Origin of the sequence: Helicobacter rodentium ATCC 700285 (assembly GCF_000687535.1) — a bacterium.
GTDB lineage: Bacteria > Campylobacterota > Campylobacteria > Campylobacterales > Helicobacteraceae > Helicobacter_D > Helicobacter_D rodentium.
The window spans coordinates 178,360-201,946 of record NZ_JHWC01000002.1; the positions used below are offsets into that span (position 1 = coordinate 178,360).

Here is a 23,587-nt window from a genome sequence, read left to right on the forward strand (position 1 = left end):
GGATTCTATGTGGGATATTATGCTTTATGGGTATCATCAATGCTTCAGAGTATATTTTCTCTTATAGAATCGCGGTTAAAAATGGAATTGTTTTGAATGAAAAATATGATTTCTCTCCCTCAATGGTGAGTGCAAATATGCTAAAGCAAACAAAGCACCCTTATAAAAGTTGCGAAATTTCACACAATGCAAAAAGTGAAAAGGCATTGTTAAAGGATTATAAAGCTAAAATTTTAGAATGTTTTTTTAATTGGGGTGTGCGTTTAGAGGATAGGAGCGAAGTGCATAATTTACGCGGAAATTCTCTAACATTTCTTGTGATTCCACCCACGCGCATTAAAATTGAGTATAGCAGTGGAATCGCAACGCTTTATGCGTTGGTGCGCGAGAAAAGAGGGATTGCTTGGGATAAATTTACCTTGCAAAAGTCAAGAGATTCTATGCAAAAGGAGCAAAAATGAAGTTAGCCATTGTAGAAGATGATATTAATATGCGCAAATCTTTAGAGATTGCTCTAGGTGAATATAGTGAGTTTGAAGTTGTGAGTTTTAAAAGTGCTAAAGACGCACTAAAAAAGCTTGATGATAGCATTGATTTAATTATTACCGATATTAATATGCCACAAATGGACGGCTTGGAGTTTTTGAAGGTCTTAAATGGACGCTATGAGGCTTTGATTATCACAGGAAATGCAACTTTGGGTAAGGCGATTGATTCTATTCGTTTGGGCGTGAAAGATTTTTTAACCAAGCCTTTTGAGATTGAAACTTTGGTAGAGGCGATTCATCGTGCAAAAAAAGCCCAAGAAGTAATGGAAAAAGTGGGTAAGCCCAAAAAAGGCGAGAAAACAAACGATAAAAATGCAGAAAATAAGCAGTTTATGGCAACTTCTCCTGCATTGGAAAACGCCTTAAAACTTGCAAACAAAGCCGCTAAAACAGACGCTTCTGTTTTGCTGCTTGGAGAAAGTGGCGTGGGCAAGGAATTGTTTGCAAATTATATTCATCAAAATTCACCAAGGGCTAATGCACCTTTTGTGGCTTTGAATATGGCGGCGATTCCAGAGAATTTGTTAGAATCCGAACTCTTTGGCTATGAAAAAGGTGCTTTCACGGACGCAACGGAGGGGAGGGCAGGGAAGTTTGAGGTGGCAAATGGGGGAAGTATTTTTTTAGACGAGATTGGAGAAATGCCAGCCTCCCTACAAGCGAAGCTTTTGCGTGTATTGCAAGAAAAGGAAGTGGTGCGTTTAGGTAGCTCAAAGCCCATTAAAGTGGATATTCGTTTTATCGCAGCAACCAATGCAGATATTCAAAAGAAAATCAAAAAAGGCGAGTTTAGAGAGGATTTGTTTTTTAGACTGCAAACAATTCCGATTCATATCCCGCCTTTGCGCGAGAGAGCGGAGGAGATTATACCGCTTTGTGAATGGAAGCTAGAGCGGGTCAATGCGCAATATGGAATCGGGATTAAAAAATGGGGAGAGGGCGCAAAAGAGCAGCTTTTAAATTATCGTTGGCCGGGCAATATCCGCGAGTTGCTTTCTGTGATTGAACGCGCAGCGATTTTGTGCGAAGGGGATTTGATAATGCCGGAGGATTTGTTTTTAAGCTCACGCGAGAGTGGCGGTGAGAAAAAAATTGCAAACTTAGAAGAGGAGTTAATTTATGAAGCTTTAAAAGCAAGTGATTCTGATGTAGATAGTGCAGCGGAGTTGTTAGGACTTAAGAAAGAAGTGCTACTTGGCAAAATGCAAAGATACAAGATTCAACTTTAAAGGAGAAAGAATGAGAAAATTTAATATTGCAGTGGTAGGCGCGACAGGCGCGGTGGGTGAAGAGATTTTTAGAGTGTTAGGGGAGCGGAATCTACCCATTAATAAACTTGTGCCATTAGCAAGTGCGCGAAGCGTAGGCAGAGAGGTGGAGTTTCAAGGTGAAATGCTAAAGGTAAAGGAGCTAACCCACGAGGTTTTTGAGGAAGAAAATATTGAGATTGCTTTCTTTTCGGCAGGTGGAAGCGTGAGTGCAGAGTTTGCACCTAGCGCGGCAAAAGCAGGTGCGGTTGTGATTGATAATACAAGCCATTTTAGAATGCAACAAGATGTGCCACTTGTCGTGCCAGAAGTCAATCCGCAGGATATTGCCTTGTGGGAGAAAACCGGGATTATTGCAAATCCAAACTGCTCCACGATTCAAATGGTGCAAGTGTTAGAGCCATTGCATAGGGCTTTTGGGATAGAGCGCGTAGATGTTAGCACTTATCAAGCGGTTTCGGGCGCGGGTAAAAAGGGAATGGAGGAGCTTGTAGTGCAAATGCAAAAATTCTTTGATTTTAGTTTGGAATCTTGTGAGCCTAAGGCGTTTCCACATAGAATCGCACTGAATGTGATTCCACATATTGATGTATTTTTGGGTAATGACTACACTAAAGAAGAAATGAAAATGGTCAATGAAACCAACAAGATTATGCATAGCGATTTTGCAGTGAGTGCCACTTGTGTGCGTGTGCCTGTTTTGCGTAGTCATAGTGAGGCAATTACGATTAAATTTGCGCGCGAAGTGAATGCGAAAGAGGCGCAAGAAGTGCTAAGCAAGGCTGAAAGTGTCGTGCTGATAGATAATCCACAAGAAAAATCGTATCCTATGCCAATCATTGCAACCGATAGAGATGAAACTTATGTAGGTAGAGTCCGCGTGGATAACTATGATAAGAGTATTTTGCATCTTTGGTGTGTGGCAGACCAGATTCGTGTAGGTGCGGCAACAAATGCGGTGCGGATTGCGCAAAAATGGATTGCAATGCAAGGGGAATAAAGGTTAAGAATGGAGATACATTCCATTTTATTTGTATGTTTGGGAAACATTTGCCGCTCTCCCTTAGCAGAGGGAATCGCAAGGGAGATTGCAAGAAAGGCAGGATTGCCTTTGCGTTTGGATTCTGCAGGGACGAGCGGGTGGCATATTGATGAGCCACCCTGTGAGCGTTCTATTATGGTAGGCAAACGGCACAAAATTGATATTTCTAATCTTAAAGGGCGCAAAGTCAATGCGTATAGCGATTTAGAGTTTGACTTAATAATTGCAATGGATAGGCAAAATTATAGTGATTTGTTGCAGCTTGGCTTTCCGCGTGAGAAACTTGCTTTAATGGGAGATTTTGGTTTAGGAGGGCAAGAGATTCCAGACCCTTATTATTTTAGAGATTTAGATGGCTTTGAAAAAGTTTATTCTATGTTAGAGAGTGCTATTGCAGAGTTGATTGAGCGGATTTTAGATAAAAGGCTGTGATTCTCTGTCTTTACACCTTGCTTTATGGCTATGTGTTTTTTATTTGTTAAGGGCTTTGCTTGAAGCAATCTGTTGTAATGAAAACTTTAAAGAAGTGTAATATTGTAGATTACCACGAAAACCCAAAGGTTCTCTTGCGATGACAAAGTGGTAGTTATCTTTGTGAATGCTATGTTTTAATCCATATTGTCATTGCGAAAAGCTTTTTTATAAGTTTATAAGAAAAACTTATAAATTACGCTTGTAATGGTTAAAAACCCTGTGATAAATACGAATGCGTCTAAAAAAGGATTTTTGTATTTCTTGAGTTTCTCTACACTCCAAATCGCAAGGATTGGCATTAAAAATAAAATTGCTGCAATGATTGGACCTCCTAAATCCTCAATAAAACCTAAAATACTTGGATTAAGATAGGCAACAAGAATAATTGTAACATACATAAATAAAGTGCTAAAAATTCTAATACCACGGATATTAGGTTCTTTTCCGCTTATCTTGATTGCTTTGCGCACGATTCCATTTAAGCCTTCAAATGCACCAAAATAATGCCCAAAAAATGAGCTTACAATCGCTAAAAATGCGACAAGTGGTGCTCCTAAAGCGATAATGGGTGTATTGAATTGGTTTGCAAAGTAAGAGAGAATTGGGATATTGGCTTCTCTTGCTTTGACAAAATCCTCTGTGTTGAGGCATAAAATGCAAGAAAATACAAAAAACATCACAAAGAAAAGGAGTAAAAGTGCTGTGCGAAATAGAATTTGATTTGCTTTTTCTTGCGAGTTGGGATAAACCCTGCGCACACTAAGCGTGAAAGTAGAGATGGCAGGAGAGTGGTTAAAGGCAAACACGAGTACGGGCAAAGTAAGCCAAATGACTTGAACAAAATCTCCCAAACTTGGTATTGTCTGTAAGGATTCTAATTTCCAATGCGGAATCAAATAAAGCGAAAATGCGAAAAGCACAATACAGAGAGGATAAACCAACGCATTACAGGCTTTTGTGATAAGTTCTTCTTTGAGTAGCATTACGCTCATCATCGCGCTTACAAGGACAAAGGCAAGTGAAATCCTAACGATGGGGTAAAGTGTTTTTGTTGTTTCATCATAAAGGCTTGTTAAATGGAGTTGATTTATAAAAAAACTTGCAAAGGTGTTCGTAATTCCTACTCCATAAGCAAGGCAAATAGGATAAATAGCGAAAAAATATAGAATTGTAATAAAAAAGCTATTTCCGCGCCCCCAATATTCTTCTGCGGCGTGTGTGATGTCGTGTTCTGTGTTTTTGGATTCATTGACGAAGCGACTAAGAGCGCGATGAGAAAGCCATACCATAGGAAAAATTAAAAAAGTCATTACCACCACAGGGTAGAATCCACCTGTTCCTGCGCGAATGGGCAAAAATAAAATACCAGCTCCCACCGCTGTCCCAAAGAGTGAGAGTATCCAGCGCGTATCAAAAGAATTAAGTCGCATAAGATTCCTTTGTCAAAGTAAAATGAAAGCTTATAATGCCAAGAATCTGCTTAAAGTTATAGCAAAAACTTTTTTAACCTTATAAAGAAAATTTATAAATTTTCTTTATAAACATTTAGGGCAGAGAAACTCTGACTTGTTGGCATTATTTCCAAAGTATTAATATTGATATGTTGAGGCAAAGTGGCAACCCAATAAACCGCTTTTGCAATATCTTGTGGCGTGAGGGCATTTGCGCCTTGATAGAGTGCGTCTGCTCTGTCCTTGTCTCCTTTGAATCGTACAAGTGAAAATTCACTGCCTCCAGCAAGTCCGGGTTCAATATCACTTACACGGACATTTGTGCCACTTAAATCTGCACGAAGTCCCAAAGCAAATTGTCGCACAAAAGCTTTACTTGCCCCATACACATTGCCACCGGGATAAGGATAAAGTCCTGCAATTGAGCCAATCATAATGATATGCCCTCTTTTGCGCTCTACCATTTGAGGTAGAATCAAGTGTGTGATGAAAGCAAGAGCTTTAATATTGACTTCAATCATTCTTTCCCAATCTTTAAAATCGCATTGATTTGCACTTGCTAATCCAAGTGCAAGTCCTGCATTATTCACCAAAACATCAATTTCTTTGAAATCTTGTGGTAGGGATTCTATGGCTTCTTGCAAAGAGGATTTATCGCAAATATCGCAAGGTAGAGCTATGCAGTGTGGAATCTCTTGTATGAGGGATTCTAATCGTTCCTTGCGTCTTGCAAGTGCGATAACTTTATGTCCCTTGCTACCAAATTCTTGAGCAATTGCGCGTCCAAATCCTGAAGATGCACCTGTAACTAGGATATTCATAGTTTTTCCTTGTTTGAGAGATTTTGTTTGTATTATAGGAATGTAGTTTTAAAATTAACTTAGATTTTTGGTTTGGGATTTTTTCATAAAACAAAAGCAGAAAGATTAGGAGATGAAATTGTGGGATTTATGCTAGATTATGGATTTGCAAATGCGGGTAAAATTCTTGCGGATTGTGCTCCACGAATGCTATGCTTTCTCGCAATGACGAAGTGGGTTATTTGCGAAGACAAGAGGTAATTTTTTTGTAATGTTCTTTGATTTCAGACTCTTTTTCGCGCTCATCTTGTGGAATCTTATCCATAATTTCTTTTGCCTTTTTGCAATCTTTAAGTTTGTAATATCCCCAAGCTAAAGAATCCAAATAATAGGTATTTTGAGGTTCTTTATCTAGCGCAAGTTGCACATATTCCATTCCCTTTTGGATTCGTATAGAATCTTTGAAATCGTGTTCAATCATCAAGTATCCTAAATAATTCCAATACAATGCTTCGTCTAGTTTTGATGCGGAAGTTTTGAGGTTTTTTTCAATCTCTGCTAATTTAGTGAGCGTGAAAGATTGCATATTTTCGTAGCTCATCATTGCATAATACGCTAAATAATTTAAATCTTGCGTATTTTGGTAAAGTAATTGCGCTTGTTTAATACTGCTAGGAAAGTCGTTTTGCAGACGATAAACTTCTAGCAAGATTTCATCACGCGCGTCAATTTTTGGATTTTTTAGCAAAAAGGTTTTGGCTAAATCTAATCTTTTGAATTTAAAATAAATCTCTAATGCAAGTTTTGCATAATTTTGGTCTCCAAAGGATTCGTAAAGTTTTGTATAGATGTGCGCAGCTTCAGGATAATTTTTGGATTCTGTATAAATAATTGCAAGTTTTTCTCCGATGAGTTTGGAAGTTCCATACATTCTAAGATGCGTTTCATAAAGCGTGATTGTTTTTTGTGGTTGCTTCAAGAAAAGCAGGTAAATTGCTCCAAGTCTATCTAGCAACAATTCATCGCGCGTTAAAGAGTAGGCTTTGCTTAGTGTTTGCGCTGCGTTTTGAAATTCCTCACGCAAAAAATAAACAGACGCTAGAGTTTCGTAATTTTGTGCGCTTTTGTTGAGAGAAAGCATTTTTTTTGCTTCTTTTAATGCGTTATCAAAATCCCTTGTGCTTGTAAGAATCCCAACCAATGCTCCACGCACTTCCTCATCTTTTGGATACTTGGCTAGATATTCATAGGCTTGTTTTTTTGCATTCTCAAAATCTTGCTGGGCAACAAGAATCCCTAAAATTTCTTTTAAGTAATTGTTGTCTTTTTTGATTGCGTAAGCTTTACTAAAGGCTTCTTTTGCGCTTTGGAAATCTTGAGAATCCAATGCAGCGTAGCCTTGCATAATATAAATATCCTCTGGATTTTCCGAAAAATTTGTATTTGCAAAAGAAATTTTTAAGTCGTTCCTAAAACAACCAACAAGCACTAAAATCAAGAGAAAAGTAATGCCAAAACTTAGAAAAATTTTATTTCTTAACCACCACACCGATACATTCCTTTAATAAATCTGTCCAATTTTCTTTGTAACAATCCCAAAATGGGAATTTTACGCATTGCATAGGTCGCATCTCATAGATTTGACATTTACCATTTTTAAAAAAGACACAAGAATATGCGCCATTATCCTCTAAAATTTCCCGCAAAGAATAGCGATAACCGACTTTTTTGACGAAATTTTGACAAAATGTGCTAAATTCAAATCCTAAAAACTCCGCGATTCTTTGTATCTCTGTTGGAGTTACAAAAATATAGCCACTCTCGCCTGTGCAACATTTTCCTCCGCATTGTTCGCATTTGTTTGGGTCAAAACTAAAGGAAAAATTGGAATCTTCTAGCATTTGATACTCCAAGTATTTGTGCGCTTGTAGATTTCAAGCACTTCTTGCGAAAAATCCGCACCTTCGTGTGTAAAAAGTGGAGGTAAAATCTCGCATTGGCTTTTGGAATTTTTTTTAGCGCGGCATAATATCAAAGTTGCGCTTTTATCTACCTTTGGATAGACAAAACGCAAACAAATTGGACGAATTTTATAAAAGTTTAGCACATTTAGGAGATGAAAAATTGCTTTTGGGTCATAGCAAAAGATAAATTCTCCTTGTGGTTTCAGTAGAGAATTAACCTTGCAAACAAATTCTAAAAAAGGTAAATTTTGTGAATAGCGTGCGCTAAAAATATCTGCATTTTGCGATTTTATCACTCCATCGTGATAAAAGGGTGGGTTGCTTAAAATCACATCAAAGGATATTTGCGGAGAATTTTTAGAATCTTTTTGTGTTTCTTTGTTGAGGCTAGAAAAATTGTATTCTAAAAAGTCTGCACAAATAAGATGCGCTTTGGTTTTGTTAATGCGCAAATTGTGTGCGCAAAATTCTGCTATTTTAGGATTCTTTTCTATCATTGTGAGCTTACACTTGGAATCCCTTACGCAAAGCATTCCTAAGATTCCACAACCCGCTCCAACTTCTAAGATATGGTAGCGATGTCTTAAAAAAGGAAGCGCAAAGTCATACAGAAATAATGTATCGCTGTTATAACAATAGCCGTTTTTGGGTTGATAGATTTGCATTGTTTTCCTTTAAGGAATCACTTGAATTTTTAATGTAAATTTTGCTTTAGATTGCATATTTTGGATATGCAGAGTAATAGAATCTGAAAGAACTTGATAATTTAAAAGTGAGTTGCCTCGTTTTATGTTTTGTGTAAAACCGCTAGAATTTATTTGTTTGTTTTGTCCTAAAAAGATTTCATTGCCCAAAAGAGTTGCTCTTAAATCTAAATCGCTAAAAGTATCCTCTCCAAGCAATCTCCGCATAAAGGATTCTTTGGAATAGCAAGTTTGGTTGAGACAAACTTTATTGTTGAAGCATTCCATTTGCAGTAACAAATTTCCTGCATTGAAAATCTCTAAAGTTGTGTGGTCGGGATAATCTTTGATGAAACCTAAATCATAGAATTTAAAATCTTTTGCAGAGAAAAAGATTGTCTTTGAAGTAGAATTTTGTAGTTTCTGGGGTGTTTTGGCACACCCAAAAACTACAAATAAGCTTAGGCAAAAAAATGCTAACTTTAAAATTGTTCGCCTGTTAAGATACGATACCATCTTTTTCCATCAAGTTTAAGTTCCATACTGACTTGGCAAAGCCCGTCTTTATAAACCGTTTCTACAATCTCTGCATTACGAATCACCGCTAATACTTTTGTTTTAACGGTGGAGTTCTTCAATACCATATCACGCACGGTGTCTTGTGCATTGACGCGGATTCCATACATTTTTTCACCGATTTGTCTATAAGCATCTACGATTGCCGCGCGTTTTGCTAGGGCTAGAGCTTGTGCAGGAGAAAGTGTAGATTCTGGTGCAACACCCATACCGATTGCGCTAATTTCAATAATGCTTGAAGGGGTAATGATAGGTGCATTTGGAATCACAATATCGTCTCCACCCACTTCAATGCCTTGCAAACCTGCTGGAGAATTAGAGTTTCTGCCTTGTGAGCTTGCATAAGGGCTAGGATTGGTTGGTTGATTATTAGCTGTCATCGCAATGGTGTTTCCTGCATTGCCGATTGGGCTAATGGTTTCACTGCTTGATGCAGAATTAATTTGCTGTGCCGCAAATAAACTACTCGCTAAAAGCGTTCCCGCTAAAACTAATGAAATTGATGTTTTTCTTGTCATTTCAATCCTTTTTGACATTTGAGATAAAAACTTTGAAGCAATTAGTGTTCCACTTTTGATAAAAGCACTTCTCTTAAATGATTCATCATTGCTTCCATTCCCTCTATATAAAGCTTTTGTGCTTCAATCCAAAGGTTTTGCATATTGTCGTGGGGTAAATGCAAACTCGCTAAAGCAATGGCGTAGAGAAAATGGCTTAAAGTCCCACCAAATAGAATCCCAACAAAAGGATTAGATTTACCTTCTTTAGAAATGATTTCAAAGATTTTATCTAGTGCGATAAAAAGATCTTTTTTGGATTCTACTTTGATTTTAAAGCCATCTTGAATTTTGTTTTTAAAGGCTAGAATCTCAAAAAAGTATTTTTGTGTTTCTTTTGTATAGAAATTTTCTTGTGCTGGGTCTTTAAATAGTGATTTGAGGTTTCTGATTTCTTGGGCTTTGTCAATGGGTTTTAGCTCAAAATCTTGATAATGCACCGCTTTTGCTCCCGTGATTTTTGCTCCGTCATTGAGGTTTAAAATATTAAAAGGTTTCAATGCCCTAAAAGCCTCTTCTAAAGCAGTGCGTGAGAGTGAATAGAGGGCGTCTGAATAAATATCATTACTAAAATTTCCTGCTACTAGGTAGGCATCTTGTGGAATCTCTGCTTTTTCCTCTCCATAATAAGAGTTTTGTGCGTGTTTTTTCACTCCTTTTTTGTATCCACAATCTATACCGCATAAAATCACATCGCTTCCTAAATAACTAGCAAGTGAAGCCCCTGCATTTCCCACTAATGGTGCGGTGAAGCGCACTTTAAAAAGAGGAGAATTTAAATCTGCAGCACTGCTACCATCGCGTTCAAAGAGGTAGATTTCTTTGGCAAGTTGTTTTGCTTTTGGGTCTAGCACAGAAGCACAAAGTAAGGGAATCTCTCCTAAGGGCGCGGCTTTTAACACATCATCTAAATAATCGTGTCGCTCAATCTCTATTTGAAAATCTGGCGTGATTCCTGCATTCAAAAGTGGTTTTAAGGCGGTTCCACAGCTAAAGAGAATCATTCTATCTTGGTTTTGCTTGATGAAAGGGAATAGAAAGTCTAGGCTTGGACCATTGCCTATCACGCAGATTGGTGCATTAATGCGCTTGGGTTCAATCAGCATAGGACAAAGCGGAAAGTTTAGTTTGTTAGTGATTCCGCGCATTTCATCTTCAAAAGTTCCCCAACCGCGTAAGGTTTGCGAGTGCATTTCAAAAACGATTCCACGCGCACTTTGGTTGAGTGGCGTTTGATACATCATTAATTCAAAGCGGACAATGGAGGTGCTGATTTTACGCGTTAAAAAGAAATGATTAATATAATCCCTATTTAACATACTTTCTAAAAATATATATCCCGCCCTATGCTCTGTCTTGCTAAAAAGTAGGGCAAAATCCACAAAAAAACAAGCAATTCTAAAAAGATCAAAAGATTCTTCAAAAATGAAAAAGTTATGAATCTTTGTGTAGGTTTCTGCTAGGATTTGTAAAAAAATTCCACCACCTAAGCCAAAAAGGTTCAAACTTGGCAGAAAATCACTCGGCAAATGATAGGCTGAAACTCCCCCATTATCCATAGCAAATTCAAGGATTCCATTAACTAAAATCCCGCTATAAGGAAATTTTTCGTTCATCATTTCCGCACGCGTTCCATAAATGCGATTCCATTTATCGTTGATGGGTGGATTGTATGCGCAATTTTTATGCACCTCTAGCATACTAGATTTTCCCTCAACGATAGGAAAAAGAAAACTATTTTGCACAAAGTTTAAAATATTAATCCCCTCTTTGCCAATATAGAGTTGATATTCTTGTGCGGGTTTTTGCAGGGATTCAAAAAGACTTGGATAATCTGTTTGAAAAAAGATAAGATTTTGTTGGAATCGCGCAGTTAGAAAGGATTCAATTTCGCTGTAACTGCTATTTTCTAGGATTTCTAAAATACCCTTGTAAGATTGGTTTTGGTTTGCCATTAAGATTCCTAAATTTTTAATGACGCATTTTAGCAAAATTTTAAAAAACCTAACACAAAAAAGCAAAATTTTTAAGTTTCTAGTTTATAATGCTTGTTTTAATTTTTTCAAAGGCGACTTTATGCAAGATTATAAGATTTTTACTGGAACTGCGCATCCGCAGTTTTCTCAAAGTGTTGCAGAGAATTTGGATATTGAGTTATCAAATGCGGAAGTAACGCGTTTTAGCGATGGAGAGATTGGGGTTCGTATTTGTGAAAGTGTGCGAGGTAAAGATGTTTTTGTGATTCAATCTACTTGCGCACCTGCAAATGATAATTTGATGGAATTACTGATTATGATAGATGCACTCAAACGCAGTTCGGCAAAATCTATTAATATCATTATGCCTTATTTTGGTTATGCTAGACAAGATCGCAAAGCCGCCCCTCGCGTTCCAATTACTGCTAAACTTGTGGCGGATTTGTTGCAACGCGCTGGAATTACGCGTTTAGTTGCTATGGATTTACACGCAGGGCAGATTCAAGGATTCTTTGATATTCCTGTGGATAATTTATATGGTTCTATTGTTTTTAAAGACTATATTATCTCCAAGAATTTCAGGAATCCTATTGTGGCAAGTCCTGATATTGGTGGGGTGGCACGCGCTAGATATTTCGCAAAGCTTTTGGGGTTAGACATTGTGATTATTGATAAAAGACGCGAAAAGGCTAATGAGAGCGAAGTAATGAATGTTATAGGGAGCGTAGAGGGTAAAGAGGTAATTTTGATTGATGATATGATTGATACTGCGGGGACAATGGTAAAAGCTGCAAGTGCATTTAAGCAAAAAGGGGCAGTAAGCGTGATTGCGCTTGGCACACACGCAGTCTTTAGTGGAGAAGCCTATCAGAGAATCCAAACAAGTGAAATTGATGAGGTAATTGTTACAGATACGATTCCTTTGAAGCAGAATTGCGAGAAAATTAAAGTTTTAAGCGTTAGCTCACTTTTTGCAGAAGTTATTAGAAGGATTAATAAAGATGAAAGCGTTAATTCACTTTTTGTTTAAATGTTTGTTGGGGATTTTAAGCTTAGGAATCTTGGTAAATGCGCAAGAGGAATCGCAAAAGATTCAAGCAGTGCTAGAAACAACTTCAGGAAAGATTACTTTAGATTTATTTCCGCAAGTTGCACCAAAGGCGGTAGAAAATTTTGTAACGCATATTAATGAAGGCTACTATAATGGAACGATTTTTCATCGCGTGATTCGTAAATTTATGGTGCAAGGAGGAGACCCTAGTGGCACAGGAAGCGGGGGAGAATCTATTTGGGGGAAAGACTTTGAAGATGAGATTGTCAAGGGTTATGCCTTTGATAAAGCAGGGATTTTGGCAATGGCAAATGCAGGAGAAAACACAAATGGTAGTCAATTTTTTATCACAACAACACGCACTCCACATTTAAATGGTAAGCACACGATTTTTGGAGAAATTAGTGAGGAATCCAAAGAAGAGAGTTTTAAGACTTTGCGCAAAATAGAATATACGCCTACCAATTCGCAAGACAAGCCAATTAAAGAGCAAAAAATATTCAAAGCTTATATTGTCCAAAGCACATTGCTACAGCAAACAGAAAAACAAAATAAGGAATGAAGGTGAAAGATAATCCTATCTTAATCTTTTTGTTTTATAATTCTTCGTTTAATTCTTTAATTTGGAGATAATTTGCAAACACTCCACCAAGCTTTATTATTAAAAAAGCTCTACTTATTGCAATCTTGCGGATTTGATTTTTGTAATCCGCAGTTTGTAACACCTGCACAAAGGGGGTTTCAGAGCCAAAACCAACAAGATTTAAAAACTCTGATAGAATCTTGTAAGTTATGTGTGCAAAAATCCTCTCCTGCTTGCGCAGGATTGTGTAATCCGTCTTCTCGGTTGATTTTTCTCACACTTTCTCCCTTGTTGGATTCTCAACTTCGCTTTGCTTCCAAAGCTGCACAGATGTTAAAAAATATTATTGAACGCGTCTTTTGTTTGAGTTTGCAAGAAGTATCTATTCTTTCGCTTTTGAAATGTGAGATTCCGCAAAATGCGCAAAAAACTTGTGTGGAATCGTGTATGGGGTATTTGCTAAAACAACTAGAGTTTGCACAAAGCAAAGTGGTAGTTTTGTTTGGTGCAGACACATATTTTTATTTTACACAAGATGGTAGCAATTACGAACAAGTGCAAGGTAAATTGTTTGAATGGAATCATCTAAGCCTTTTTCCGACTTTTAGTTTGAATCAACTTCTTAGGCAGCCAGAATTAAAAGTTAATGCACATAAGGAATTGTTGAATCTTAAAGAATTGTTGTCAAGGAAAAATTAAATGGTATTTAAAAAAGTCTTGAAAAAACTATGTATTGGTTTGATGGTTGGTATATTGGTGTTGTCTCCTTTTGCTAATGCAAGTGGCAAATATCTTTCTCCATTGCCTATTCCCGATATGGAGGTTTTAAATATAGAATCCCAAAAATGCAGCAGTGGTTGTTTGAGGGATTTTTTAGCAAATGAGCAGTTTTTTTCGTTTATTGCAAACATTAACGAAAGCAATCAAAACAAAGATTTAATGGAGCAGTTGGATAAGCTTCTAGCACAACTTGCAATCTCTGAAATTCCTTACTCCTTAGGAATGCAAAAATCTTTGTTTAATATTGCCTTACTACTTCCGCGCAAGTCTATTGGACGCTATTCTACTACAACGATGAATACGATTTTGAGTTATCTTTTGATTCAAAAAGGGCAGTTTAACTTTGAAGTGTTTGATTCTCAAAGTGAGACATTAGAAGATTTACAAGCGACATTGGATACAATTTACTCTAAAGGTCATCATCAAATTATTGCAATCTTAACTCAAGAGGGCGCAAACAACCTAAATGCAATCAATCCGAGTGTCTCTGTGTTTATTCCTAGTGTGCATAAAACTCAAATTCTATCCGATTCCAACTCCGCCAATCTTGTATTTGGTGGAATTAGTTATGAAGCGCAAATTCAAGAACTATCAAGAATTCACCCCTATGTGAATGCGGCAAGCTTCTATGACTCTGGAATTATTGGAACGCAGATGCAACAATATACCAAAGCGGCAAATGAAAATTTAAAATATTCTAAAAGTTTTAGTTTGAAGCAAAGCGCAGATTTGCCAAAAGAAATTAAATCTTTAAGGGGAGTTTTGCAGGGAGCAAGAATCTTTTTGAATACTCCCATTGCAAACTCTAGTATCATTCTTTCGCAATTAACCTATAACAATATTCGTCCCAATGGTGTTTATTCCACGCAGATTAATTATAATCCAAGTTTGCTCTCTATTACGCAAGAACGCGATAGGAGAAATATGTTTATTGCAAATTCTATTTCCCCTCTTGATAGTTTGTTGGTAGAACAGGCTAAAATGTTAAATGTGGATTTGGAATATGATTGGATTAATTATGCTACTGCTTTTGGGATTGAATATTTTTATCTTAAAAGCTCACGCGGTGCAAAAAGATATTTTAAAGAAAGAATCAAAGATAATCAGGTGCAATATAAAATAGAGATTTTAACACCTGCAAATAATCGTTTTGCTCCACTTTAAAAATTGATGAATCTTTAAATGTCAAGAAAGTTAAAGCTTCCAGCAGGTTTTCCTGCTGAACTTGCAATCAAAATTGTCCAAAAAAGGAATTTTAGACATTTAAGAATGCGCTTTGATTGCAATACGACTCTAATCGTGAATTTGCCAAAATATATTAGCCAAAGAACTTGCGAAGAATTTATTGAGACAAATTTACAATGGATTCTTATGTATTTTGAAAAAAGCCAACAAGCACAAGAGGATTTAAGAATAAATCAGTTTTATCTTTTTGGGCAATGGATAGAATTTGAAGCATTAAAGGTATATTTAGATAAGAAATTTATTACAGTTTTGCAAACAGTATTGCAAAAATGGGATTCTAGTTTAGAGAATACGCAAGAATCTTTGCTTGTATATAAACTTTGGCAGGTAGTAATGCAAGGGGATACTTTGCTTATGCAAGATTCCGTGAAAGCAAAACTCCAATCTCTTTTGGTAACTCTTTATAAAAAAGCATTGGAATCTTATGTTGCTGTGCGTATGGAGGAGATTTCACAAACAATGCAGCTTTATCCTCATCGCGTGAGTTACGGGAGGAGTTATCGTCAATTAGGCTGTTGTCAATCAAAAAAACAATCCATTCGCTTAAGTTTGCGACTTGCGCTTATGCCGCTTGTTTGTATAGATTCTGTAATGATTCACGAGTTAGCACATTTGCGCTATCCAAACCATCAAAGAGATTTTTGGAATCTTGTATGCAAATTTGATACAAATCCTCAAAGCATTAAAGAGTGGTTGCGCATTAATGCTTCTTTGAATGCACGACTTTATCAATGTATTTTTAAATAAAAGGGGTTGTTATGCAAGAATCTTTTTTGAGCCAATTAAATAATGCGCAGCTTGAAGCAGTCCAAAGCATTGATGGTGCGCTTTTGATTCTCGCAGGAGCAGGTAGTGGAAAGACAAAAACGATTACCACTCGACTTGCTTATTTGATTGATTGTGTTGGGATTCCACCAGAATCTTGTTTGACGCTTACCTTTACAAACAAAGCGGCAAGTGAAATGCAAAAACGCGCCCTTTCTATGATTGAAAACATCAATTCTCACCCACCTTTACTATGCACTTTTCATAAATTCGGTTTATTGTTTTTGAAATTTTACATTTCCTATTTGGAACGCAAGAGTAATTTTATCTTAATAGATAGTGAGGATAGCAAACGCATTATCAAGGAATTTAATAATGATTTAGCACCTCTTGCGTTGGTTGTGAGTGAAATTTCTCGCTATAAAAATTCCCAAATTGCTCCTAATGAAGCGTTAAAGAGCGCACATAGAGAGATTTATCAGCATATTGCAAAGGTTTATGAATCCTATCAAAATTTTTTACTTCAAAAAAATATGGTAGATTTTGATGATTTATTGCTACTTCCTTTGGAGATTATGCAACAAAACCCGCAGATTGCAAAGGAAGTGAGTGAAAAATATCAATACATAATGGTAGATGAATATCAAGATACAAATTATTTACAATATCTGCTTTTAAAACAACTTTGCTCTACGCACCAAAATCTTTGTGTTGTGGGGGACGATGACCAGAGTATTTATAGTTGGAGGGGAGCAAATATCCAAAATATTTTGCAATTTAGCGAACAATTCAAGGGAGCAAAGACGATTAAACTAGAGGAAAATTATCGTTCCACCCAAGCGATTTTAAAAGCCGCCAATCGGCTGATTGCCAACAACAAAGAGCGGTTAGGCAAAGAATTGAAAGCGACTTTAAGCAAAGGAAAACCTGTGGAGGTTTTGCATTCTCTTGATGAACAAGCAGAAGTGCGTAAAATCGCAAAAGTCATTAAAGAATTGCTCCAAAAGGGAGTTTTAGTTCGAGATATTGCGATTTTGTTTCGCGTCAATGCGCTTTCTCGCTCATTAGAGGAAGGGTTTAATCGAGAAAATATCCCTTATATTTTGGTGGGAGCGATTCGGTTTTATGAGAGAAGTGAGATTAAAGATGTGTTGAGTTATTTTCGTGTATTGGTAAATTTAAACGATGATTTTTCTCTTGTGCGGATTATCAATAAGCCCAAAAGAGGGATTGGAAAAACCACGATAGATAAATTAGTCTCTCTAGCTCAAGAATACAATACAAGCATTTATGGGTTGTTAAAGGATACAGACAAGGCTCAAAGTGTGCAAAATGCAATCAGTCAAAAAACTCACCAAAAGATAAAGGATTTTTTTACTACCTTGCAGGAATTACAAAAGAGTCTTGAGGAATCAAGTTTGGGTTTTTTAGATGAATTTGAGCATAAAATTGGGCTTTGTGAGGCATTAGGTAAGACAAAGGAAGAAATTGACCGCGTGAGCAATATTGAGGAATTTTATGGTGTTTATCGTGAGTTTATCAAGCAGAATCCTACAAGTTCATTGGAAGAATTTTTGAATGATTTAGCATTAAGAAGCGATCAAGAAGACACTGAAATGCGACAAGAGAGAAAGGGAGTAGAGGGAGTGTCTTGTATGAGTGTGCATTCTAGTAAGGGATTAGAATTTGATTATGTTTTTGTAATTGGCTTGGAGGAGGGATTTTTTCCAATGACAAGAGAGGATAGCAGCTTAGAGGAGGAGCGGCGGTTGGCGTATGTTGCATTTACGAGGGCAAAAAAGGAATTGTATCTAAGCTATGTAGATTCTAGATTCTATAAAGGAAATCGTGCGAGTTTGCGACCTTCTAATTTTTTGGTTGAAAGTGGTGCAAATCAAAGCAATCCAAAAGAATCACAAATTATAAAAAGCAAATCCATACCTCTTCAATCTAGCAAGGATACAGATAGCTTTAAACAAGGAGATTGTGTAATACACAAAATTCTAGGCGCAGGAAGAGTGGTAGAGGTTAGCCAAAGTGGCGAGGAAACCAAGCTTAAAATTAATTTTGGCGGTTTGGTGCGTGAAATTTTTAGTAATTATGTAACTAAAGTATAAAATAAATCGTTTATTAATCCATTGTGGAATCCTTTTTGCTAGTTTAATTTTTAAATTGATATGGAGGATTTTTAATGATTCGGATTTTATTATTTTTAGCCTTGATTACTTCACTTGGCTTTGGTGCTAGTAATGCAGAATCTAGCGGGGGATATTATGCACCACAAAGTACTTACCACCCGCTTTATGAGCAAAGACGCAATCGTCTTTTGGGCGTTTATGGGAGTTATACTAAAACAGATTCTGATGCAGATTTGCATATTGCAGGTTATGAGTCTCAAACGCATTCTTTGAGTGAAAAGCAGTTTGGTTTTGGTGTGCAAGCAGGTTATCTTTTGAGCGAAAACTATCGGATTCTAGCAAATTTTGAACATTATTTGAAAAAAAATGGTTTTTCTTATCAGCTTCTTACAATCGGGTTTGCTATTACTCCAAAGATTCCAAATACATTAAATTGGCGTGCATTGCTAGGCGTCAATGCGGGTTTAGCACAAGGAAAATTTGATAGTGGTAGTTTTAAGATTGAAGAGGAATCAATGGGTTCTCTTGATTATACGGGATTTACTTATGGTGTTAAAGCGGGTGCGATTTATGCCTTGCAAAATGGCGAGTTAGAGTTTGGCATACAAGCAAGGAGGATAAATTTTGGCGAAGAAGCAAGTTCAGTCAATATTCAAGGCAATGAAACAAGCACAAAGCTAGATTTAAGCCAAACATCCTCTGTGGGCGTATATATGGGATATAATTTCTTGTTTTAATCTTTTTCTCTGTCATTACGAGGAGCAATGCAGCAAAGTAATCCATAATCTAGCATAAATGAAACTTTGCGATTCCATATTTAAAACAATGGAATCCTTAAAGTGGTTCAATAGTATAGATTGCTTCGTTTTGATTTAATGATAAAGTAGGCAATAGATATGCAAAGCTATGGATTGCGAACGAGACTAATGCCTCTTGCAATGACAAAGCGGAATCCCTAATGTTCCTCTAAAAGCGCAATGGTTTCTTTAGAGGATTCTTCAATTTCCTCAAAAGTTTTAATGATGGTTTCTGCGTTTTCTTTTGTTAAAGGTTCTTTAAGTTTTTCTAGTGCTTGGTTTGTATTTTGCAGCAAGGCAACTTTAGTGCGGTTAAGGTTTGCGATGTCCAAATTTCCAATTTGACCAATAGAATGCTCATCATCTAAATATTTAGAAATTGGATTGATTGCATTAAAATCACAAGTTTCTTGTTTTAGATTGAAGCTTAAGTAAAGGTTGGATTTATAGACGATGTGTTCTAGCTTGGAGACACTCAAGAGTAGTTTGCTTGAGAGTTTATTAAAGACTTCTTGGAGTGTTGTGGTGATTTGTTCCATATTATTAAAGATGTGGTTGAAGTCTGTAATGGATTTGTGTGTAGAGTTAGCAAACTCTGATATTTTGTCAAAATTATCTTGAATCTCTGCAATTTCTTGTTGCATTGTCTGCACTACAATAGAGATGTCGTTGGTAGCCTTTTGTGTTTTTTCTGCTAGTTTTCGTACTTCATCGGCAACCACGGCAAAACCTCTCCCGTGTTCTCCTGCTCTTGCCGCCTCAATATTAGCATTTAACGCAAGGAGGTTTGTTTGGCTTGCAATATCTGCAATGATTTCTACTACGGAATTAATATCTTTAGACTTTTGCGTAAAGCTTTCTATTGTCGCTAAATTTTCATTGATAATATCCATTAGCTTATCAATGGATTCTGTGATAGAGAAAACATCTTGTTGGGAATGTTTTGCGGCTGTTGCAATGTTTGTAACATTTTCATTTACAATTTCCATATGCTGCATATCGCCGTCTAAATCAGAGGAGATTTTTGTAAGATTTCTATTTTGACTGCCTAAGCTCATATCCATAAGGGATTTAGCAAGTGCATTTTGGATATTATCCTTTGCATTTTCTTTAATTTTCAACAAAGCCTCATTGATTGCATTAATATTTGAGATGAATGCTCCCTTTAAGCCCTGTGGAAATGCAAGACGAAAATATTTACCTTCTTGTGAGCAATGAATAGCGGTTGAAATTTCACGCATAAAGGCTTCTAGGTTGTCTGCTACATTGTTGAGGGTGTTTGCAATCGTGCAAAGGTCTAAATCTCCCTCCACCCTCAAAACACGCGCCTCAAACTTGCCTTGTTGATAGAGTCTTGAAACTTGCAATATGGTTTGAATGAGTTTTTCTCTTTTTCTAAACTTAATAAAAGCCAATGAGAACAAGACACAAAGGAGCGCAAAAATTGCAAGATGAATGCTAATGCCTCTTAAAAATATTTCTAATACGATTCCAACTCCGCTTAAAATAATCCCGCTAAGTAGAAAGATTTTCATCGGTAACCCCTAACTTTTCCTTTGTTTTGGAGGTTAATCATTAATTCGTCCCAAGAGATTTGATGTTGTTTTAAAAAATCCAATACAAATTGCACTCCTGCTTCCATTCCCTTTTCCTTTTCAATCTCTAAAAGTTTTTGATAAATGCCTTTTAATGTTTCCACTCCCTCTTTGCTGGGTCTTCTGCGAACGGAGTAGTAACCAATAACTTTACCATTTTCATCAAAAGAGGGAGTAATATTAGCAAAAACCCAATAAGTTTTTGCACTCTTGGATAGATTCATTACAAAGGCGAAAAATTCCTGTTTTTGCTTTATTATGTCCCATAATAGTTTAAAGGCGCAACGTGGCATTAGGGGGTGGCGGATAAGGTTGTGTGGTTTGTGTAAAAATTCCTTTTCGCTAAATTCGCTAAAGCGCACGAAGTCTTGATTGCCATAAGTGATTCTGCCTTGCAAATCTGTTTTGGAAGTGATAAGTGTATCATCGTTTAGGAATATTTCGTTGTTTAAGTCAAAAGTGCGTGTTGGATTCATAAGAGTTACTCTCCTAATTTTAAGAGTTAATATTATAATTATTACGCAGATTTCATAAAATAAAGATAAAAAGAAACTTAAAACTGATATTTTTGTGATTTTGTTGAGAGAATCTTTGCAAATTAGAGTAAAGTTAAAGCAATTTCTGTATAATTTTGCAGTAAAAATTATTTAAGGTTTATTGCAGTGTATCTACAAAAAAACAATAAAAATATAGAATTTTTAGACCCTAAAAAGGCGTTAGAGCTTTATGAATTGGATATTTTTACGCTTGGCAAAATAGCAGATTCTATTAGGCAAGATTATTTTGGCAAAAAAGTATTTTTTAATTCCAATCGGCACATTAATCCAACCAATGCGTGTGCGGACATTTGTAAATTTTGCGGTTTTTCTGCACATCGGAAGAATCCCCATTCTTACACAATGGATAAGGGGCAGGTTTTAAAAATCGCTAGAGATTCTATTCAAGCAGGGGCGTTGGAGCTGCATATCGTAGGAGCGCATAATCCTAATTTAAATTTAGAATGGTATTTAGACCTTTTTAGGACACTTAAAGCAGAGTTTCCAGAGATTCATATTAAGGCACTAACCGCTGCGGAAGTGAATTTTTTAAGTCAATTAAGTGGCAAAACTTATGAGGAAGTTTTAAGATTAATGGCTGAAAATGGTGTGGATTCTATGCCCGGCGGAGGGGCAGAAATTTTTGATGAAGAGATTCGTGCTTTTATTTGCAAGGGTAAAGTAGATTCTACAAATTGGTTAAAGATTCATAGTCTTTGGCATTCTTTGGGTAAAAAATCCAATGCGACAATGCTATTTGGGCATATAGAATCGCGAGAACATCGCATTGACCATTTGTTGCGTCTCTATCATACACAAGAAAAAAGCGGAGGATTTAATGCCTTTATTCCTCTAGTTTATCAAAAAGAGAATAATTTTTTAAAAGTTGAAAATTTCCCAAGCGGACAGGAGATTTTAAAGACTATCGCGATTTCTAGGATTTTGTTGCCTAATATTCCACACATTAAAGCTTATTGGGCAACTTTGGGCTTGAATTTAGCCCTAGTAGCGCAAGAATTTGGTGCAGATGATATTGATGGCACGATTCAAAAAGAAGCAATACAAAGCGCAAGTGGTAGTAAAAGTGCGAATGGAATCTTGAAAAATGAATTGGTAGCACAGATAAAAGACGCTGGATTCTTGCCTGTGGAGAGGGATAGTTTATACAATGAAATTCGCACTTACACATAAATCAAAACAACAAAGGAGAGAAAATGCAATATTATAGTTATGAAATGTTCAGAGAAGATATGAAAGATTTGGTGGATAAAATTGATTTTAATCCTGATGGGATTGTTGCAATTTCTCGTGGTGGGCTAACAATGGCTCATTTCTTAGGAATCGCATTGGATTTAAGACGCGTTTATACTATCAATGCTTCTTCGTTTTTTAACAAAATTCAGCAAGAGATACAAATTTCTAATATTCCAGAAATTGGGGGAAATCAACGCATTTTAATTGTTGATGAAATCGTAGATACAGGCACAAGTATGGAGAAAGTTTATAATATTTTAAAAGAAATCAATTCTAGTATAGATTTTAAAACGGCGTGCATTTTTCACAAGCCAACAGCAAGTTTTAAACCAGACTTTATTTTGCGTGAAGTGAATGATTGGGTAGAATTTTTTTGGGAAGTAGATATTGTCAAGTCTATGCGAGAAGGGCAAAAATAAGTATGCAAAAGCATTTATGGGAGAATGGCAATGTGATTTATGGTGATTTGAATCGCCAAACGAATTCTAAAATTAACTTTAGGGGCAAAGATAACATTTTGTTCTTGGGCAAACAAGCGACTTTAAGCAGTGCCGATATTAACTTTATGGGCAATAATGCGTTAATTTTTATCGGGGATAGTTGCTTTAAAGGGAAAATCTTGATTTTTACAAATTGCTTGTGTTACATAGGGAATGCTCTTGGGCAGAGTGCTGCTAATATGTCTTTAAATATCACAAGCGAGAGTTATTGTATTATTGGTAATGACTGCTTATTTTCTTGGGGAATTTGCATTGAAAATAGCGACCATCACCCAATTTTTGATTGCCAAACACACACCTGTCTTAATGTCTCTCATAGGAATTGTTTGATAGGAGATCATGTGTGGGTGGGGCAATGGGCTTGGATACTTAAAAACACCTTTTTAGCAAGTGGAAGTATTATGGGGGCTAAAGCAGTTGCGACAAAAACCTATTATTCCAATACTGCAAATGTCGGAATCCCTGCAAAGCAAACAAGAAAAGGAGTTTTTTGGAATGGAAGTTTAATCAAGGATTCCACAAAAGAAAAAATCAAACAATTAGAAAAAGTTCAAACCGACAACTTCAAATTCATCTACCAAAAAGACTCTTTCCTCTCTCCCAAATCCATAGAAGCAAAGTTAGAATCCTTACAAAGCGCACAAGAGAAATTAGAGTTTGTCTATGATTATTTGTATTGCAATACAAATAAGAATCGTTTTGCTTATTTTGAAAATTGTCCCTTTGAGATTCCTTTACCCTCAATGACAAAACAATTTAAAAAATTAAACTTTGAGATTATAAAATCTCCAAAGCTAACTCCTCAAGTAGCTCCAGCTCCAAATCCTCTCCAAGAACGCATCACTCATCTTGAATCTATCCTCTTTGGCACAGCAACAACAAGAATCCAAAATCATCTTAACTACCAACTAGGACAAATCCTTATCCAAGATTCTAAATCTCTTTTTGGAATCTCTAAACTTCCTTTTAAGATTCTACTTACGATTCTAAAACACAAAAACAAA

At 36.4% G+C, this 23,587-nt stretch carries 24 protein-coding genes; 14 read left to right on the plus strand and 10 right to left on the minus strand.

The features are described from left to right. Positions 1–26 precede the first annotated feature (26 nt). The 4 genes from BS85_RS10090 to BS85_RS0102510 are packed head-to-tail and all read left to right on the plus strand — an operon-like array spanning position 27 to position 3,290. Complete coding sequence (locus BS85_RS10090; protein ID WP_245596270.1) at positions 27–461, plus strand: hypothetical protein; 435 nt, start codon at positions 27–29, stop codon at positions 459–461. After that, positions 458–1,777 carry a sigma-54-dependent transcriptional regulator gene (locus BS85_RS0102500; RefSeq protein WP_026943421.1) on the plus strand — a complete coding sequence of 440 codons (1,320 nt, stop codon included), beginning with the start codon at positions 458–460 and terminating at the stop codon, positions 1,775–1,777. Before BS85_RS10090 ends, BS85_RS0102500 begins: the two co-directional genes overlap by 4 nt. 10 nt (positions 1,778–1,787) lie before the next feature. Further along, positions 1,788–2,816 carry an aspartate-semialdehyde dehydrogenase gene (locus BS85_RS0102505; RefSeq protein WP_026943422.1) on the plus strand — a complete coding sequence of 343 codons (1,029 nt, stop codon included), beginning with the start codon at positions 1,788–1,790 and terminating at the stop codon, positions 2,814–2,816. 9 nt (positions 2,817–2,825) lie between these two features. After that, positions 2,826–3,290, plus strand: a complete 465-nt coding sequence (locus BS85_RS0102510) for a low molecular weight protein-tyrosine-phosphatase (protein ID WP_026943423.1) — start codon at positions 2,826–2,828, stop codon at positions 3,288–3,290. Positions 3,291–3,505: 215 nt separating this feature from the next. Here the strand turns inward: BS85_RS0102510 and BS85_RS0102515 are convergent, their stop codons facing one another. From BS85_RS0102515 to BS85_RS0102555, 8 genes are all read right to left on the minus strand, one after another. Further along, complete coding sequence (locus BS85_RS0102515) at positions 3,506–4,762, minus strand: SLC5/6 family protein (protein WP_026943424.1); 1,257 nt, start codon at positions 4,760–4,762, stop codon at positions 3,506–3,508. Positions 4,763–4,854: 92 nt separating this feature from the next. After that, positions 4,855–5,604: an SDR family NAD(P)-dependent oxidoreductase gene (locus BS85_RS0102520; protein ID WP_026943425.1), complete on the minus strand. Its 750-nt coding sequence runs from the start codon at positions 5,602–5,604 to the stop codon at positions 4,855–4,857. A gap of 217 nt (positions 5,605–5,821) precedes the next feature. Then, a complete protein-coding gene (locus BS85_RS0102530) occupies positions 5,822–7,132 on the minus strand; it encodes a tetratricopeptide repeat protein (RefSeq protein ID WP_026943426.1) in 1,311 nt (436 codons plus the stop codon). Further along, entirely contained in the window at positions 7,113–7,484 is a 372-nt protein-coding gene (locus tag BS85_RS0102535) for a YkgJ family cysteine cluster protein (RefSeq protein WP_034550979.1), read from the minus strand. Before BS85_RS0102535 ends, BS85_RS0102530 begins: the two co-directional genes overlap by 20 nt. Then, positions 7,478–8,212, minus strand: coding sequence for a tRNA1(Val) (adenine(37)-N6)-methyltransferase (locus BS85_RS0102540; RefSeq protein ID WP_026943428.1), 735 nt, complete (start codon positions 8,210–8,212; stop codon positions 7,478–7,480). The genes BS85_RS0102535 and BS85_RS0102540 overlap by 7 nt, the downstream gene beginning before the upstream one ends. 9 nt (positions 8,213–8,221) lie before the next feature. Next, entirely contained in the window at positions 8,222–8,746 is a 525-nt protein-coding gene (locus BS85_RS0102545) for a hypothetical protein (RefSeq protein WP_026943429.1), read from the minus strand. After that, entirely contained in the window at positions 8,713–9,324 is a 612-nt protein-coding gene (locus BS85_RS0102550) for an LPP20 family lipoprotein (protein WP_034550981.1), read from the minus strand. The genes BS85_RS0102545 and BS85_RS0102550 overlap by 34 nt, the downstream gene beginning before the upstream one ends. Before the next feature lie 41 nt (positions 9,325–9,365). Beyond that, positions 9,366–11,318, minus strand: coding sequence for a motility associated factor glycosyltransferase family protein (locus BS85_RS0102555; RefSeq protein WP_026943431.1), 1,953 nt, complete (start codon positions 11,316–11,318; stop codon positions 9,366–9,368). A 121-nt stretch (positions 11,319–11,439) separates the two neighbouring features. Between BS85_RS0102555 and BS85_RS0102560 the strand changes: the two genes are divergently transcribed. The 7 genes from BS85_RS0102560 (at position 11,440) to BS85_RS0102590 (ending at position 18,638) form a co-directional block, all read left to right on the plus strand. Then, positions 11,440–12,369: a ribose-phosphate pyrophosphokinase gene (locus BS85_RS0102560; RefSeq protein ID WP_026943432.1), complete on the plus strand. Its 930-nt coding sequence runs from the start codon at positions 11,440–11,442 to the stop codon at positions 12,367–12,369. Further along, positions 12,341–12,952: a peptidylprolyl isomerase gene (locus BS85_RS10095; RefSeq protein WP_084310131.1), complete on the plus strand. Its 612-nt coding sequence runs from the start codon at positions 12,341–12,343 to the stop codon at positions 12,950–12,952. The genes BS85_RS0102560 and BS85_RS10095 overlap by 29 nt, the downstream gene beginning before the upstream one ends. A 72-nt stretch (positions 12,953–13,024) precedes the next feature. Continuing rightward, positions 13,025–13,672: a uracil-DNA glycosylase family protein gene (locus BS85_RS0102570; protein WP_026943433.1), complete on the plus strand. Its 648-nt coding sequence runs from the start codon at positions 13,025–13,027 to the stop codon at positions 13,670–13,672. Further along, entirely contained in the window at positions 13,673–14,917 is a 1,245-nt protein-coding gene (locus BS85_RS0102575; protein ID WP_026943434.1) for a hypothetical protein, read from the plus strand. It begins immediately after the preceding gene. An 18-nt stretch (positions 14,918–14,935) separates the two neighbouring features. Beyond that, positions 14,936–15,745 carry a M48 family metallopeptidase gene (locus tag BS85_RS0102580; RefSeq protein ID WP_026943435.1) on the plus strand — a complete coding sequence of 270 codons (810 nt, stop codon included), beginning with the start codon at positions 14,936–14,938 and terminating at the stop codon, positions 15,743–15,745. Between the two features lie 11 nt (positions 15,746–15,756). Further along, positions 15,757–17,880, plus strand: a complete 2,124-nt coding sequence (locus BS85_RS0102585; protein ID WP_026943436.1) for an ATP-dependent helicase — start codon at positions 15,757–15,759, stop codon at positions 17,878–17,880. A gap of 74 nt (positions 17,881–17,954) precedes the next feature. After that, positions 17,955–18,638, plus strand: a complete 684-nt coding sequence (locus BS85_RS0102590; RefSeq protein ID WP_156938013.1) for a hypothetical protein — start codon at positions 17,955–17,957, stop codon at positions 18,636–18,638. A gap of 218 nt (positions 18,639–18,856) precedes the next feature. Here the strand turns inward: BS85_RS0102590 and BS85_RS0102595 are convergent, their stop codons facing one another. Beyond that, positions 18,857–20,233 carry a methyl-accepting chemotaxis protein gene (locus BS85_RS0102595; RefSeq protein ID WP_026943438.1) on the minus strand — a complete coding sequence of 459 codons (1,377 nt, stop codon included), beginning with the start codon at positions 20,231–20,233 and terminating at the stop codon, positions 18,857–18,859. Next, complete coding sequence (locus BS85_RS0102600; protein ID WP_026943439.1) at positions 20,230–20,769, minus strand: PAS domain-containing protein; 540 nt, start codon at positions 20,767–20,769, stop codon at positions 20,230–20,232. Before BS85_RS0102600 ends, BS85_RS0102595 begins: the two co-directional genes overlap by 4 nt. Positions 20,770–20,955: 186 nt before the next feature. Between BS85_RS0102600 and mqnE the strand changes: the two genes are divergently transcribed. From mqnE to BS85_RS10800, 3 genes are all read left to right on the plus strand, one after another. Then, positions 20,956–22,020, plus strand: coding sequence for an aminofutalosine synthase MqnE (mqnE, locus tag BS85_RS0102605; RefSeq protein ID WP_051604641.1), 1,065 nt, complete (start codon positions 20,956–20,958; stop codon positions 22,018–22,020). A gap of 23 nt (positions 22,021–22,043) precedes the next feature. Further along, positions 22,044–22,502: a phosphoribosyltransferase gene (locus tag BS85_RS0102610; RefSeq protein ID WP_026943441.1), complete on the plus strand. Its 459-nt coding sequence runs from the start codon at positions 22,044–22,046 to the stop codon at positions 22,500–22,502. Between the two features lie 2 nt (positions 22,503–22,504). Beyond that, positions 22,505–23,587: acyltransferase (locus BS85_RS10800; protein WP_051604642.1), on the plus strand; the 1,083-nt coding region annotated here is incomplete at its 3' end.